Origin of the sequence: Pseudomonas sp. IT-P176 (genome assembly GCF_949767245.1) — a bacterium.
Classification (GTDB): Bacteria; Pseudomonadota; Gammaproteobacteria; order Pseudomonadales; family Pseudomonadaceae; genus Aquipseudomonas.
Genome location: NZ_CATKPN010000022.1, coordinates 81169 through 96005, shown reverse-complemented (window position 1 = coordinate 96005; position 14837 = coordinate 81169). Strand labels below are relative to the sequence as shown.

At 62.8% G+C, this 14837-nt stretch carries 16 protein-coding genes; 3 read left to right on the top strand and 13 right to left on the bottom strand.

The window, feature by feature from the left end:
- Positions 1 to 6: 6 nt before the first annotated feature.
- The 5 genes from ACM6IP_RS01440 to ACM6IP_RS01420 are packed head-to-tail and all read right to left on the bottom strand — an operon-like array spanning position 7 to position 3855.
- Complete coding sequence (locus ACM6IP_RS01440; protein ID WP_159995793.1) at positions 7 to 837, bottom strand: DUF2797 domain-containing protein; 831 nt, start codon at positions 835 to 837, stop codon at positions 7 to 9.
- On the bottom strand, positions 834 to 1094 hold the full coding sequence (locus ACM6IP_RS01435; RefSeq protein WP_095168815.1) for a YeaC family protein: 261 nt from the start codon (positions 1092 to 1094) through the stop codon (positions 834 to 836). Before ACM6IP_RS01435 ends, ACM6IP_RS01440 begins: the two co-directional genes overlap by 4 nt.
- Before the next feature lie 33 nt (positions 1095 to 1127).
- A complete protein-coding gene (locus ACM6IP_RS01430; protein WP_095168816.1) occupies positions 1128 to 1997 on the bottom strand; it encodes a rhomboid family intramembrane serine protease in 870 nt (289 codons plus the stop codon).
- Positions 1994 to 2968 carry a metallophosphoesterase gene (locus ACM6IP_RS01425; protein WP_414860805.1) on the bottom strand — a complete coding sequence of 325 codons (975 nt, stop codon included), beginning with the start codon at positions 2966 to 2968 and terminating at the stop codon, positions 1994 to 1996. The genes ACM6IP_RS01430 and ACM6IP_RS01425 overlap by 4 nt, the downstream gene beginning before the upstream one ends.
- Positions 2965 to 3855 carry an NAD(+) kinase gene (locus ACM6IP_RS01420; RefSeq protein ID WP_095168818.1) on the bottom strand — a complete coding sequence of 297 codons (891 nt, stop codon included), beginning with the start codon at positions 3853 to 3855 and terminating at the stop codon, positions 2965 to 2967. The genes ACM6IP_RS01425 and ACM6IP_RS01420 overlap by 4 nt, the downstream gene beginning before the upstream one ends.
- Before the next feature lie 104 nt (positions 3856 to 3959).
- Here ACM6IP_RS01420 and ACM6IP_RS01415 point away from each other — a divergent pair, with 104 nt between their 5' ends.
- Positions 3960 to 4910 carry a DUF1853 family protein gene (locus tag ACM6IP_RS01415; RefSeq protein ID WP_414860776.1) on the top strand — a complete coding sequence of 317 codons (951 nt, stop codon included), beginning with the start codon at positions 3960 to 3962 and terminating at the stop codon, positions 4908 to 4910.
- A 129-nt stretch (positions 4911 to 5039) separates the two neighbouring features.
- Here ACM6IP_RS01415 and ACM6IP_RS01410 read toward each other — a convergent pair whose 3' ends face one another.
- From ACM6IP_RS01410 to ACM6IP_RS01400, 3 genes are all read right to left on the bottom strand, one after another.
- Positions 5040 to 6323: an arsenic transporter gene (locus tag ACM6IP_RS01410; protein ID WP_320334470.1), complete on the bottom strand. Its 1284-nt coding sequence runs from the start codon at positions 6321 to 6323 to the stop codon at positions 5040 to 5042.
- 43 nt (positions 6324 to 6366) lie between these two features.
- On the bottom strand, positions 6367 to 6714 hold the full coding sequence (locus ACM6IP_RS01405) for a metalloregulator ArsR/SmtB family transcription factor (RefSeq protein ID WP_095168821.1): 348 nt from the start codon (positions 6712 to 6714) through the stop codon (positions 6367 to 6369).
- 209 nt (positions 6715 to 6923) lie between these two features.
- Positions 6924 to 7481 carry an NADPH-dependent FMN reductase gene (locus ACM6IP_RS01400; RefSeq protein ID WP_095168822.1) on the bottom strand — a complete coding sequence of 186 codons (558 nt, stop codon included), beginning with the start codon at positions 7479 to 7481 and terminating at the stop codon, positions 6924 to 6926.
- A 184-nt stretch (positions 7482 to 7665) separates the two neighbouring features.
- Between ACM6IP_RS01400 and ACM6IP_RS01395 the strand changes: the two genes are divergently transcribed.
- Positions 7666 to 7902 carry a hypothetical protein gene (locus ACM6IP_RS01395; protein WP_320334469.1) on the top strand — a complete coding sequence of 79 codons (237 nt, stop codon included), beginning with the start codon at positions 7666 to 7668 and terminating at the stop codon, positions 7900 to 7902.
- Between the two features lie 87 nt (positions 7903 to 7989).
- Positions 7990 to 8883 carry a LysR substrate-binding domain-containing protein gene (locus tag ACM6IP_RS01390; RefSeq protein ID WP_401128868.1) on the top strand — a complete coding sequence of 298 codons (894 nt, stop codon included), beginning with the start codon at positions 7990 to 7992 and terminating at the stop codon, positions 8881 to 8883.
- Here ACM6IP_RS01390 and ACM6IP_RS01385 read toward each other — a convergent pair.
- The 5 genes from ACM6IP_RS01385 to benC all read right to left on the bottom strand — a co-directional run bounded on the left by ACM6IP_RS01385 (position 8849) and on the right by benC (position 14834).
- A complete protein-coding gene (locus ACM6IP_RS01385; protein WP_095168825.1) occupies positions 8849 to 9463 on the bottom strand; it encodes a GNAT family N-acetyltransferase in 615 nt (204 codons plus the stop codon). The two genes, ACM6IP_RS01390 and ACM6IP_RS01385, sit on opposite strands and share 35 nt — an antisense overlap.
- 14 nt (positions 9464 to 9477) lie before the next feature.
- A complete protein-coding gene (locus tag ACM6IP_RS01380; RefSeq protein ID WP_401128864.1) occupies positions 9478 to 11733 on the bottom strand; it encodes an Orn/Lys/Arg decarboxylase N-terminal domain-containing protein in 2256 nt (751 codons plus the stop codon).
- A gap of 318 nt (positions 11734 to 12051) precedes the next feature.
- Positions 12052 to 12810 carry a DNA polymerase III subunit epsilon gene (dnaQ, locus tag ACM6IP_RS01375; RefSeq protein ID WP_414860775.1) on the bottom strand — a complete coding sequence of 253 codons (759 nt, stop codon included), beginning with the start codon at positions 12808 to 12810 and terminating at the stop codon, positions 12052 to 12054.
- Positions 12811 to 12899: 89 nt separating this feature from the next.
- Entirely contained in the window at positions 12900 to 13673 is a 774-nt protein-coding gene (locus ACM6IP_RS01370; RefSeq protein WP_414860774.1) for a 1,6-dihydroxycyclohexa-2,4-diene-1-carboxylate dehydrogenase, read from the bottom strand.
- A 147-nt stretch (positions 13674 to 13820) separates the two neighbouring features.
- Positions 13821 to 14834, bottom strand: a complete 1014-nt coding sequence (gene benC / locus ACM6IP_RS01365) for a benzoate 1,2-dioxygenase electron transfer component BenC (RefSeq protein WP_414860773.1) — start codon at positions 14832 to 14834, stop codon at positions 13821 to 13823.
- Positions 14835 to 14837 lie beyond the last annotated feature (3 nt).

Genomic DNA, 14837 nt, shown 5'->3' with positions numbered 1-14837 from the left:
ATCCTTCTACTGATGCACGGCGAGCTGGTAGGCCGTGTATTTACGAATATTGATCACGCCGGTGTCGAAGATCAGGTACTGGCCCTTGATCCCCATCAGCGTGCCTTCGGCAATCGGGTTCTTGTCCAGGTTAAAACTGACAATCTTCGCCGGGTATTGTTGCACCGGGTAATGGATCTCCAGCGGCTCGACATCGGTCACCGGTTGGATCGCCTGCAAGCCAAAACGCGCCTGCAAGCCTTGCAGGCCTTCGGCACAGCTGGCAAACAGTTGATCGCGAACCGCGGCCAGGTCGACCGCGGGCGCTTCGCCTTTGAGCAAGGCGCGCCAGTTGGTCTTGTCGGCCACCTGGCTGCGGAACAGGTCTTCGACGAACCCCGATTGCTGACGGGTCGACACCCGCATGATCGGCAGTGCCTGGCGGGCGCCCTGGTCGATCCAGCGGGTCGGCAACTGGGTGGCGCGGGTGATCCCGACCTTGACCCCGGATGAGTTGGACAGATACACAATGTGATCGGTCATGCAGAACTGCTCGCCCCAGCCCGGGTCGCGGCAGGTGCCGGCGTCGTAGTGACAGCGTTCCGGGCTCATGATGCAGACGTCGCACTGCGCCAGCTTGGTCATGCACGGGTAGCAGTATCCCTGGCTGAAGCTGGTCTTGGTCTTGCGTCCACAATGGCTGCAGTGGATCGCCCCCAGGAACTCCAGGCGCAGCGTGCTGCCGATCAGCGGGTTGACCGGCACCTCGGTATCGCCCAGGCGAAAAGCGTATTGCACCGCCGACGCGTCGAGGCGCGCCGACATTTTACTGATTGCACCGCGGCCAATCTCGATCAATGGATGGCATCCGACTTGAACAGGATATTCGGCACTTCGATCGACTTGGAGCTGCATTCCTGCGGGCCCATGTAGCCGGTGCGCTGGTCTTCGGGCAGGTTCTGCACTTCCCAGGCAATCATTGCCTGCAACGACAGTTCACGCTGCTCGGCGGTGAGTTTGCCGCCGTCGGACCACTTGCCGATCTCCACTGCCAGTTTCAGGCTCTGGTAGATCTCGGGGGTGATGTTGTTGATCATTTCGCTAAAAGAGGACATCAGGGTCTCCGTGCTCTTCATTTACTAAACAGATTAGAGGGCTGTTTTACGACGACTGTACAAGCCGCCCAACAAACCGGTGGCGCAGCCGACGAGTAACCCGCCGACGTGGGCCGCATTGGCGATTTCGCCGAAACCGATCAGCGAGATCAGCCCCGACAGACAGAGCACCAGCCACACCAGCATCATCACCAGCACGCCACGCGGCAGGCGATAAGCCGGGTTCGGCGCCAGCCATTGGTAGATCCAGCAGTGCCCAAGCAGGCCGTACAGCACTCCGGACAGGCCGCCGAACAGCCCCGGACCGCCGTAAAAATACTGGGCGTAGTTCGACACCAGGCTGAACAGCAGGGTCAGGCCCAACAGGTTGATGCCACCCTGGCGCGCTTCGATGCGCCGTCCCAGTTCCCAGTACCACATGCCGTTCATGGCCACGTGCAGGAAACCGAAGTGGATCAGCATCGGCGTCACCAGGCGCCACCACTGCCCCGCCGCCAGGCTGTCGGCCAGGGGGGTGAAGTGGATGTACTCGCCCACCACGCGAAACTGCAGGAAGGTGAACCAGCGCATCGTATCGAGGTTGGTCCCCAGCAAGGTGATAGCGCCGACGATCAGCGTCAGCAGCAGCACCAAGGCGGTCATGGGGCTGGCGCGCAGTTGCGCAATAAAACCCGGACGCTGGGATTTCGCCGCGGGCGGCAAGTCCAATTGCTGATCGGGATCACCTGCTGGAAACCGTTGGTACAGCGCGCGCACGTCTTCGCTGACGGCGTGCGGCACCCAGAGCACCTGCTGTCCCGCCTCCTCGCTGACTCGATGGGGCACCTGCATACGTTGCAGCAGTTTGACAAAACCACTGAGGTCCACAGTCAGGGGCAGACGTAATACAGCAACAGCACTCATTGCAGGGCCTCCGGCCGTTCGACATCGACCCAGACGAATTTGCTCGGGTCGAGTCGGGTTTCCTGGTCAAGTCGATAGGCAACCAGCTTGCCGTACAGCACTGCGCTGTAGTCCAGGCACGCCAGGTTCTGGCGGATGGGCGCTGGTTTGCCGCTGCGCCAGTAGTGGCCGACGAACAACAACGGCTCGTCGACGCCATAGCGCAGCAGGGTGTCTTTTTCCACTGGGGTCAGCGGGGTCTGGGCCACGGGTTCGGGCAAGGCGTCCGGCTGGAACACGATGTCGCCGTAGGTCTGCGGGTTGTCTTCCCAGAATTTGGTACGGAAGAACGAACGCGTCAGGCCATCGCCGCTGGTCATGGTCAAGCCGTGGGGCAGGCGCATGTCGGTGCCGCGCAACAGGCGGTCGAAGGCCATGCAGGCAAAGCTGCCGCTGACCGCCGCGGCCTGGACGAAGTGTTCATCCACGCAGCCGTCAGGGTGCTGGCGGCGCAGCAGGTCGATCAAGCCACCGTCCCAGCAGGCATGCACTACCCGGAAACGCCCGGCGTCGACAAACAGCGGCATCTCGTAGAACCATTCGAGGAAGTCGTGCCAGTCTGCGGGGTGGTGGGCAAACTGGCTCAGGGTTTCATCGATCAGCCGGGCATGGCGCGGGGTGTGCTCGCGCACGTACTGCTTGCCGCTGCCCGGTGGTGCCGGTGTGCTCCAGCCCAGCGCGTTGAACTCGTGGTTGCCCATGATGCACAGCGCCTGGCCTGCCTCGACCATGTCGTGCACCAGGTGCAGCGCCTCGCGGATGCGCGGGCCACGGTCGATGACATCGCCCAGGAACACCGCCATGCGCGATGGATGACGCCACACGCCACCCAGCTTGTGGTACCCGAGTCGGTCCAGCAGATGCTCAAGGGTATGAGCGCAACCGTGCACGTCACCGATCAGGTCGTAGCTACGCGCGGGATCGAGCATCAGTCGCCTCCACCACCCAAACGGCTGCCCCAGCCAAGCTTGGTCCGGCAGACTTCGTAGTAGTTGTGGTCCAGTGGGTGGATCAGCCGCAACTTCTGCGCCTTCTTGCTGATAGTGATGGTGTCGCCGGGGGCGCAGGTAAAGTGATTCTGCCCATCACAGGAAACCTGCGGGTAAATCTGCATATCCTTGGACACGACGATTTTCAGCTCGCTGTTGCCATCGACCACGATCGGCCGTCCGGACAAGGTATGGGGGTACATCGGCACAATCACAATGGCATCGAGCTTGGGATGCATGATCGGGCCGCCGGCCGACAGCGCGTAGGCCGTGGAACCGGTGGGTGTGGCGACGATCAGGCCGTCGGCTTTCTGGCTGCAGACGAACTGGCCGTCGATGTACAGCTCGAACTCGATCATCCGGGTCGACTTGCCGGGGTGCAGCACCACGTCATTAAGGGCATCGCCCTGGCCGATGGCTTCGGCATGGCGGCGCACTTCGGCCTGGAGCAGGAAGCGGTTTTCCACCAGGTAGTGGCCGTCCAGCACTTCGGCGACCTTGACTTCCAGCTCGTCGGGGCGGATGTCGGTGAGGAAACCCAGGTTGCCGCGGTTGATCCCCAGCACCGGGATGTTGTGTCGCGCCAGTGCCCGTGCGGCGCCCAGCAGGCTGCCGTCACCGCCGACCACAATCACCATGTCGCAGACTTCGCCAAGCATCTTGCGCGACGAGGTCTGCAGGCCGTGGCCGGGCAGGACTTCGGCGATGGTGTCTTCGAGAATCACGTGCAAGTGCCGGTCAAGCAGGAATCTTTTCAGTCGGCGAACGGTATCCAGCACCTGGGAACTGCCCAGGCGACCGATAATGCCGATATTGCGAAATTGCTCCATGGGGCTCCTGCGGGGGTCTGCGACGGCGAAAACCACGATTATGGGCGAAAGCGCTGCGTAGACAAAATCCTTTCAGCCGGGACTTTAGAAGCTATGCTCGCAAAATGATCCTGTTCCCCGATTTGCTCACCCTGCCCCACCAGTTGCACCACCCGCAAGTGCGCGACCTGGCGTGGGTGATTCTCGCCCCGCCAATGCTCAGCGCCACGCCCTGGCCGCAACGCCATCCGCTGGCCGGCAGCGCCTGGGTGGACGATCCGCAGCGCCTGGAGCGCTGGCTGCGCGAGCTCGACCGCGACAGCTACGCGCTGCTGCACTGGTTGTCCCAGGCTCGCACCCGGCGCCTGGGCCTGTATTACGAACGTCTGTGGCAGTTTGCCGTGCAGCATGCGCCGGGGATCGAACTGATTGCCGCCAACCTGCCGATCCGCCGCGAAGGTCATACCCTGGGGGAGCTGGACATGTTGCTGCGCGACCGCGACGGTGTGCATCACCTGGAGTTGGCAATCAAGCTCTACCTCGGCCCGCAACAAGGCAACGGCCAGGACCCCGCACAGTGGCTGGGCCCCGGTTGCCACGACCGACTGGACCTGAAGCTGGCGCACCTGAGCCAACACCAGCTGCCGATCTCCGCGCGCCCGGAGAGCCGCGCGGCCCTGGCCGCCCTGGATATCGGGGAGTTCAGTGCCAGGTTGTGGCTCGGCGGCTATCTGCTGTACCCGTGGCCGGGGCACGCCGAACCCCCGACCGGTGCCCACCCGCAACACCTGCGCGGCAGCTGGCTGCACCAGAAGGACTGGCCGGCCTTTGTCGCGCAACGCCCGCCCGGACGCTGGGTAAACCTGCCCCGCCACGCCTGGCTGGCGCCTGCGCACTACAGCGCCGACCAGGCCTGGCGCCCGGAGCAACTGCACGCCTGGCTGGCTGAGCTGCAACCCATGGCGCCGGCACAGCTGATGGTGCGCCTGAGCGAAAACCCTCAGGGCGACTGGGAGGAAGCCGAACGGTTGTTCCTGGTTTCTGATTTGTGGCCGAACGTTCCGGGGTCGAGCTGAGTTACGCGGTGCCTGGGCCGGCCTCATCGCGGGCAAGCCCGCTCCCACAGGTTTGGTGGTGTATGCAAAACCTGCGAACACCCCAAACACTGTGGGAGCGGGCTTGCCCGCGATAGGGCCAACGCGGTCCTAAACCGACAACCGCAGCGCCAAGGCCGCCAGTGTCACCAGCAACACCGGCAACGTCAGCACAATCCCCACCTTGAAGTAGTAGCCCCAGCCAATCTGGATATTCTTGCGTTGCAGCACATGCAGCCAGAGTAAGGTCGCGAGGCTGCCGATCGGGGTTATTTTCGGTCCCAGGTCGCTGCCGATCACGTTGGCGTAGATCATTGCCTCCTTGACCACCCCGGTGGCCTGGCTGGCATCGATCGACAAGGCACCGATCAGCACCGTCGGCAGGTTGTTCATCAGCGACGACAGCAGCGCCGTCAGCAGCCCGGTGCCCATGGCCGCGCCCCACACGCCATATTGGGCGAACAGATCCAGCCAGCCGGCCAGGTAGGCGGTCAGCCCGGCATTGCGCAGGCCGTAGACCACCAGGTACATGCCCAGGGAAAAAATCACAATATGCCACGGCGCTTCCTTCATCACCTTGCGCGTGGAGATCTTGTGCCCACGGGCAGCGATAGCCAGCAACAGCGCCGCGCACACCGCGGAAATCGCGCTGATGGGAATCCCCAGCGGCTCCAGGGCAAAACACCCCAGCAGCAGGATCGCCAGCACCGCCCACCCGGCGAAGAAGGTGGCCTTGTCGTGAATCGCGGTCTTCGGCTCCGCCAGTTGCTCAGGCTCGTAACGCTGCGGGATATCGCGGCGGAAATACCACAGCAGTACCGCCAGGGTCGCGGCCACGGCCACCAGGTTGACCGGCACCATCACCGCGGCATAGCGGTTGAAGCCAATGTGGAAGAAGTCGGCCGAGACAATGTTCACCAGGTTCGACACCACCAGCGGCAGGCTGGCGGTGTCGGCGATAAATCCAGCGCCCATCACGAAGGCCAGGGTCGCCGTCGGCGAAAACCGCAGGGCCAGCAGCATTGAAATGACGATCGGAGTGAGGATCAGCGCGGCACCGTCGTTGGCGAACAGCGCCGAGACCAGGGCCCCGAGCAAGACCATATAGGCAAACAGCTTGCGCCCGCTGCCGTGCCCCCAGCGCGCCACATGCAGGGCCGCCCAGGCAAAAAAACCGGCTTCATCCAGCAGCAGGCTGATGATGATCAGGGCGACAAAGGTCCCGGTGGCATTCCAGATAATTTCCCAGACCAAGGGGATGTCGCTCAAGTGCACCACGCCACTGAGCAAGGCCAGCACCGCGCCGAGCATGGCGCTCCAGCCGACGCCCAGGCCCTTGGGTTGCCAGATCACCAGGGTGATGGTCAGCAGAAAAATCAATGAGGCGATCAGCATGCACAGCAACCTTCAATCAACGAGTTTGGGAAAGAGAAAGCCATCAGCAGCAACGTTGTGGACGGCCAGGCATCGCCACCAACCGCGCGATATCCGCAGCCAACCAGGCCTCGTTGGCGACCAGGGCTTCGCGCAACAGCCGGGCGACCCAGGGCGCAAGTTGCGGATGAACCCGGTAATACACCCACTGCCCTTGCCGGCGATCGGCGAGCAGACCACTGCTGCGCAATTGCGCCAGGTGCCGGGAGATTTTCGGCTGGCTGAGGTCCAGCGCCGCAGTCAGCTCACAGACACAAAGCTCGCCTTCGTGGGTGATGAGCAAGGCGATACGGCTGCGGGTGTCATCGGCCAGCGCCTTGAATACTTCGACGGGATTGCAGGATGGGGACATGGAGGGAGTGCGCCTGGACTAACCAGGCGCAAATATATGGAATTTCGAATATCTGGTAAAGCACAGACTTTGGGAATCGGGTTCACCCGTGCAACTGTCGAGCTCGCGAGACTGCGTCAACGGCCGCAGGACGTTCATTCGATATGGCAATACCGCGTGGGGTCGCTGCGCAACCCCACGCGGCCTTCGGCAACTGCTACAAAGCTCACTCAGGATTTTTTGTGTTGCTCGACCCACTTGGCGTAGGCGTCGATGAAGCCTTGCAGGAACGGCCGGACCTTTTCCGAGAGCTTGCCCGCCTCATCGAAGGCCGAACCCGCGCCCCCCAGGTACGCTTCCGGCTGTTGCATGCACGGCACGTCGAGGAACACCAGGGACTGGCGCAGGTGGTGGTTGGCGCCAAAACCGCCAACCGCACCGGGTGAAACGCTGATCACCGCGCCCGGTTTACCGCTCCAGGCGCTCTTGCCGTAGGGCCGTGAACCAACGTCGATGGCGTTCTTCAACGGTGCCGGTACCGAGCGGTTGTATTCCGGGGTCACGAACAGCACCGCGTCGGATGAGCTCACCTGATCGCGAAAAGTGCTGTAGGCTGCCGGCGGGGTTACGTCGATGTCTTCGTTGTAAAGCGCCAGATCACCAATCTCGACGATGTTCAAGCGCAGGTTGGCGGGGGCCAGTTCGGCCAGCGCCAGCGCGACCTTGCGATTGATCGACTGTTTTCTCAAGCTACCCACCAGGACAGCAACCGTATAGACCTTGCTCATTGGAGATTCCCGACTATCTGGCTAAAGGAGCCTGTAGTTATAGATGATTCGGTGCCATTTCAGGGGGTTGTTGTGCGGTTATTGCGGCAAAACACTATTTTTTTCCTGTAGGAAAACTTACCAAGCTTATCGACGGTCTACAGAACCGCAAATTGAGTGACTTATCTCCAGAGGTTCTAAGCAGATGGCAGCAGTACTCGTCGGACAATTCCATGCAAGAGACGCGGAAGGCCGTGTCTATTCGGTGCATGAGTTCCAGGATTCCACCCCGTCGGCAGACGGTTTCAGCACCTCCGTTCCTGTTACCACCTACAAGCTGGCCATCGGTGATCGAGTCAACAAACTCGACGGCAACGAATTTGTGCTGGTGCAATCGGGCGTCACCATCATTCGTGAACCGGACACCAACGTCGCCTCTTGAGCCCACCGTCATGAGCTGAAGTCAACGTCACGGACTTGGGTTAGGATTCAGCCACTACCCCTCACCTGCTGAACATGGACTTCACGCATGCGTCTACGCCATATCGAAGTGATCCAGGCACTCCTGCAAACCAGCCATCTGGGCACCGCTGCCGAGATGCTGCAATTGCCGGTGGCCGCGATCGAGGGGATGTTGCGCGAGGCCGAGGATCATCTCGGCTTCATGCTGTTTGCCAGCGTGCGCGGGCGCCTGCAGGCGACCCGCGAAGCTCGCCAGCTACAGGTGCAGATCGACCGCGTGTATGAAGCCTTCGAGCCCGTGCAGCGCCTGGCCGACAGCCTGCGTCAGTACCAGGCCCCGCCGTTGCGGGTGATCTGCACTCCGCCCCTGGCCCAGCAACTGGTGCCCCAGGGACTGGCGAGCCTGCGCCGGCGGTTTCCCGATGCGCCCTGCTCGCTGCACAGCCAACCCACCCGCGATATCGTCAAGAGCCTGCTGCTGCGCGAAAGCGACCTCGGCTTGAGCCTGCATGACCCCGAACACGCCGACATTCACTGCCAACTCCTGGCCCAGGGCAAGCTGCAGCTGCTGGCCCCCCACGGCTGGCTGCAACCGCGACAGAAGTACATCGGCGTGCAGGACCTGGCGGGCCAGTCATTGGTCGGGCTGGAAGGCCACGACCCACTGAGCCCGCTGTTCGACAGTAAATTGCAGGCCCTGCGCCCCGCCCCGGTGATTCACACCCGGGTGCAGACTCACCAGATGATGCGCAGCATGGTCGAGGCCGGCGAAGGCCTGGCCATCGTCGACCCATTTACCGCCCTGGGTGCCAAGGCCGGTGGCCTGGACGTCTGCCCACTGTCACCGGCGGTGCCGATCAACCTGTATGCCCTGACCCTCGACAATGCTGTCGCCACACCAGCATTGAGCGCACTGCTGGAGATTATCAAGGCACAAGCCGAGGCGATGCTGGCGGGCTGACCGGGTGCTCCAGCGGGTCGGCAAACAGGCGGTACCAGAACAACGCCACTTCCGCCGTCTGCGGGTCGATACCGCGATATCGCAGGTGATCGATGCCGCCAATCACATACCCACAACGCTCATACAGCCGGCAGGCGCCCAGATTGTTGTTCTGGGTTTCCAGCATGATCCCCGGCAACTTCTTCTTGCGACTCCAGAACTGCGCCACGTCGAGCAATGCCTTGGCCACGCCATGGCGCCGCGCCGGCGCATGCACCGCCAGCTCATCGATATGGGCGAAGCCGTTCCAGTTGGTGCTGACCACGATGTGCCCCACTGGCTGGTCATCGAGGAAGGCCATGAAAATCGCACTGTCGGCGGCGTCGTGGAAACTGGCGAACTCCTCGGGGTCGATGCCGTAGCATTTGCGATAAGGCGTGATGGTTTGCAGCGGCCAGGCCGCCACCGGTGTATCAAGTTGGGCGCGGGCATAGGCCCTGACTTCAAAACTGAAGTCGCTGCCCCAGATGTACGCGGCAAAACCCTGGTCAGCGACACGCACTGCCAGGCCCGGGTATTTGGGGTTGATGACCGGTTGCATGCTGGGAAACGTCCTCAAATCTTGATGCAATCGACGGTGTAGTTCCGCCCATTGCCCTCATCTTCATGTTGCAGGCCGTGCACATCGGCGACGAACCCCGGGAAACTGCGGTCAAACGTGCGGGCAAACGCCAGGTAGTCGATGATCGAGCGAGTGGCCTCGGTAAAACGCTCACCGGGCATGATCAGTGGAATCCCCGGCGGGTACGGTACCAGCATCACGGCGGCGATGCGCCCTGGCAATTGATCGATGGGCACCGCCTCGACTTCGCCACGGACCAGTTGATCATAGGCATCGGCCGGCTTCATCGCGACTTCCGGCAGCACCGTGTACATGCGCTTGAGGTGCTTGGCCGTGGCGTTGCTGCGATAGCAGGCGTGCAGTTGATCGCACAGGTCGCGCAAGCCCATGCCCTGGTAACGGGCGCCGTCCTGTTGCGCCACACAGGGTAGGCAGACGGCGAGGCTGACGTTGGCATCGTAGCTGCGCTTGAACTCCAGCAGCTCGGTGAGCAAGGTGCTCCACTTGCCCTTGGTGATGCCCATAGAGAACAGCACCAGGAACGAATACAGGCCGGTTTTCTCGACCACCAGGCCGCGCTCCCAGAGGAACTTGCTGACCACCGCCGCCGGGATCCCGCGCTCGCTCAGCGCACCGCCGGCGGTCAGGCCGGGCATCACCAGGGTCACCTTGACCGGGTCGAGCAGCACGTAGTCCTCGGCGATATCACCAAAACCATGCCACTCGTCTTCGGGCAGCAACAGCCAGTCCGCGGTTGCGACCCGGTCGATACCGGTCACCAGCGGTGGCTGCCAGATCGAGAACCACCAGTCATCGGCAGCAATGTGCTGACGCAGATTGGCCAGCGCCCGGCGAAAGCTCAGGGCCTCATCGAACATCTCCTGCAACAGCGAGCGCCCCGCCGGCCCCTCCATCATCGCCGACGCCACGTCCAGCGAAGCAATGATGCTGTACTGCGGCGACGTCGAGATGTGCATCATGAAGGCTTCATTGAAGCGGTCGCGATCCAGTTGCCGGGCACCACCGTCCTGCACGTGAATCATCGAGGCCTGGCTGAAGGCCGCCAGCAGCTTGTGGGTCGAATGGGTGGTGAATACCAGCGGGCTGTCGGCCGAACGCGAAGTGCCCATGCCGTAGCGCCCGGCGAAGAACTCGTGAAACGCCGCATAGGCGTACCAGGCCTCGTCGAAGTGCAGGACTTCGACGCTGTTGCCCAGGGTTTGCTTGATCAGCTCAGCGTTGTAGCAAAGGCCGTCGTAGGTCGAGTTGGTGACCACCGCCAGCTTGACTTTGGCGGCACGGCCACGGGTCAGCGGGCTGGCATCGATCTTGGCCTGGATCGATTCAGGGCTGAACTCGCTCAAGGGAATCGGGCCGATGATCCCCAGCTCGTTGCGCTCGGGGCACAGGTACAGCGGGATGGCCCCGGTCATGATGATCGAATGCAGCACCGACTTGTGGCAGTTGCGGTCCACCAGCACCAGGTCATCGCGGGCGACCATCGCCTGCCAGACGATCTTGTTGGCGGTGGAAGTGCCATTGATTACGAAAAAGGTGTGGTCGGCACCGAAGTTGCGCGCGGCCCGGGCTTCGGCTTCGGCCAGGGGGCCGGTGTGGTCGAGCAGCGAGCCGAGTTCGGGCACCGAGACCGAGAGGTCCGAGCGCAAGGTGTTTTCCCCGAAAAACTGGTGGAAGGCCTGCCCTACCGGACTCTTGTGATAGGCCACGCCCCCACCATGCCCCGGGGTGTGCCAGGAATAGTTGGAGTCGGCGGTGTGCTGCACCAGGGCCTTGAAGAACGGCGGCAGCAAGCCATCCAGGTAGCTGCGGGCAGCCCGCGCTACCTGGCGTGCGAGAAAGGGCACGGTGTCTTCGAACAGATAAAGAATGCCGCGCAACTGGTTAAGTTCGCTCATGGCGTCGGCCGGGGCGTTTTCCAGGGTGACCTGTTCGCCCAGGGCGAAAATCGGCAGGTTCGGTGCGCGGGCGCGGGCCACCCGGATCAACTCGGCCATGTTCTGCAGCAGGTGGGTGTTTTCCCCCGCCCCCTCGGCGGCAATCAACATGCACGCCAGGCCGTGGTGAGTCGAGGCAACCAGTCGCCCTTCCGCGTAATCCACCGCCGACACGACGCTGAAACCTTCCTGCTCCAACTCCCTGGCGATACCCCGGACGCGGTCACCGGCAACCGTGTCGGCCTTGATGTCGCGGTGAACGATGAGGACCGGGAACTTCAAGTCTTTGTACATGGGGCTTGGCGTCCTGAGACGGCGGACCATGGTCTGCCAATACACTCAGGGTAGAGGGTTGCGGCCCATGTAGCGAGCGATGGGCCAGGAACCTGGGGGCAAACCGTATGGCTGATACGAGAACACCATGAACCCGGCACAAAAGCCCGCACAATCCATGGGTACACCGTCCCCCTGTGGGATCGGGCGCCCGCTTGCGGCTTGCCCGCGATGGTCGTGAACGATGCCGCGCCAAGCCAGGCTCAACGCGGGGTCCTTAAGTCCATCACGGGCAAGCCGCAAGCGGGCGCCCGCTCCCACAGGGTCGGCGCTACTTCCTCAGCCCAGGGCTTTGGCTTCGGCCAGTTGGGTCCACAGCGCGGGCGCGCCGGCGGACTTGGCGATGATTTCCAGGCGCACGGCATGCTCGGCCAGTTCGGCTTCGCTGGCCCGAATGATCCGCGCCGGGCTGCGATCCGCCGGCAGGCGACGGATTTCACTGGCCTGGCTGCCGGAGCCATCACCCGAACCGTTACCGTCAGACGCATTGCCAGCCAGCGACAGGCTGGTCTGGCCGCCGGTCATGGTCAGGTAGACGTCGGCAAGGATCTCGGAGTCGAGCAACGCGCCGTGCAGTTCACGGCCGGAGTTGTCGACGCCATATCGCTTGCACAGGGCATCGAGGTTGTTGCGCTGCCCGGGGTGACGCTCCCGGGCCATCATCAGGGTGTCGAGGATCGAGCAGTGCTGGGTGATGTCCGCCCGGTCGTGCGCGCCCATCAGGGCAAATTCGTTGTTGATGAAACCAACGTCGAACGCCGCGTTATGGATGATCAGTTGGGCGCCCTTGATGAATTCAAAGAACTCATCGGCCACTTCAGCGAAGCGCGGCTTACCCACCAGGAACTCGTTGGTGATGCCGTGGACGCCAATCGCGCCCTCGTCACTTTCCCGATCTGGCTGCAAATAGACGTGGAAATGCCGGCCCGTCAGGCGTCGGCCGAGCAACTCGACGCAACCGATCTCGATGATCCGGTGCCCGTCGGTTACCGGCATGCCGGTGGTTTCGGTGTCGAGCACCACCATCCTCTGAGCCATCTATGTACACCCCTTCTGCGTAGCATTTTGCGTAGGGCGGCGATCTTAACACAGAGCTGCAAAGCACCGCCCGATGGCAGTTGCAGGCCTCAGCCCTGGTCGCCACCGCCCACCGGCATTACCAACCCGGTGATATAGGCCGCGGCGTCGGACGCCAGGAACAGGATCGGCTCGACCTGTTCATCAATGGTGCCATAGCGCTTCATCAGGCTGCTGTCGACGGTCTGGTCGACGATCTGCTGGTACCAGACCTGCTCCTGCGGGCTCTGCTCGGCGCTGTTGCGCGGGATTCGCCGCGGCGGCGCTTCGGTGCCACCTGGGGCCGTGGCATTGACCCGGATCCCGCGCCCGGCGGTTTCGAAGGCCAGGCACGCTGTCAGGGCGTTGACCCCGCCCTTGGCCGCGCCATAAGGCACACGATTGACACTGCGGGTGGCGATGGAGGAGACGTTGACGATCGCCCCACTGCCCTGCTCCAACATGTACGGCAATGCGGCGTGACAGCACCACAGGGTCGGAAACAACGACCGCCGGACCTCCGCCTCGATCTGCTGCGCCTCGTAATGTTCGAACGGCTTGGCCCAGATGGTGCCGCCAACATTGTTGATCAGGATGTCGAGCCGCCCGAAACGCTCGACCGCGGCCTGCATCACCCGGTTGCACTCGGTGTATTGTTCAAGGTCGGCCGTGAGGGTCAGGACTTCGCAGTGTGCGCCCAGTTGCTCCTGCAACTCGAACACCAGCTCAGAGCGATCGACCAGCACCAGGCGCGCACCTTCCGCCGCCATCCGCTCGGCCACTCGACGCCCGATACCCTGGGCTGCGCCGGTAACCAGCGCGACTTTTTCGTGGAATCTGTGCATTTCCAATCCTCAAGACGGTGTGACTGATCCCTGTGGGAGCGGGCTTGCCCGCGATGACTTCGGCACAGTCAACATCATTGTTGGCTGACCCGGCGCTATCGCGGGCAAGCCCGCTCCCACAGGGGATGGGGTGGCTGCTTGAGCCTGTCAGGCAGCACTGGCGGCAAATTTTTCGTAGTAGAAATTCTTCGGCGCAATGCCCTGCTCGCGGATGTACTGGCTCACCGCCTCGACCATCGGGGGCGGTCCACAGAGGTAGACGTCGACGTCGCCATCGTTCAAATGCCGGGGTTCGATGTGCTGGGTCACGTAGCCCTTGAGCGGGTGGCTGCTTTGCGGGTTGGCCACGCAGGCGCTGAAGCTGAAGTTGGGGATGCGCGCGGCCAAGGTTTGCAGGCGATCGAGCTCCACCAGGTCAAAATCGTTGGTCACCCCGTAGATCAGGTGCAACGGATGGGCACTGCCCTGGTCGGCGATTTTTTCCAGCATGGCGGTGAATGGCGCCAGTCCCGTGCCCCCCGCCAGCAGCAACAACGGCCGCTGGATATCACGCAGGTAGAAACTGCCCAGGGGGCCCGCCAGACTCATGCTGTCGCCGGCCTTGGCGATGCCGGTGAGAAAGCTGCTCATCAACCCGCCTGGAACGTTGCGGATCAGGAAGCTGACCTCGCCGTCACGCTGCAGCGAGCTGAATGAATAGGCGCGGGTCTGCTCGCTGCCGGGAATGCCCAGGTTGACGTATTGCCCCGGCAGGAACGCCAGCTTGCTCAGGGCCTCACCCTTGATCGACAGGGCTATGGTGCTGTCCGACAACTGCCGCACCTGGCTGATGGCGGCGCTGTAGCTGGCCTGGTGGGTGCGGCAGACATCGGACGAGGCCGGCACCCGCACCACGCAATCGCTCTGGGCGCGCATCTGGCAGGTCAGGACAAACCCCTGCTCGGCCTCTTCGGCCGTCAGCGCGTCTTCGATGTATTCCTCACCCAGGTCATAGCGCCCGGCCTCGGCAAAACACTTGCAGGTCCCGCAGGCGCCATCGCGGCAATCCAGCGGGATGTTGATGCCCTGGCGGTAGGCGGCATCGGCCACAGTCTCACCGGGGTTGGCGTCGACAAAACGGGTGACGCCGTCTTCAAAATTCAAAGCGATGGAATGGGACATGAC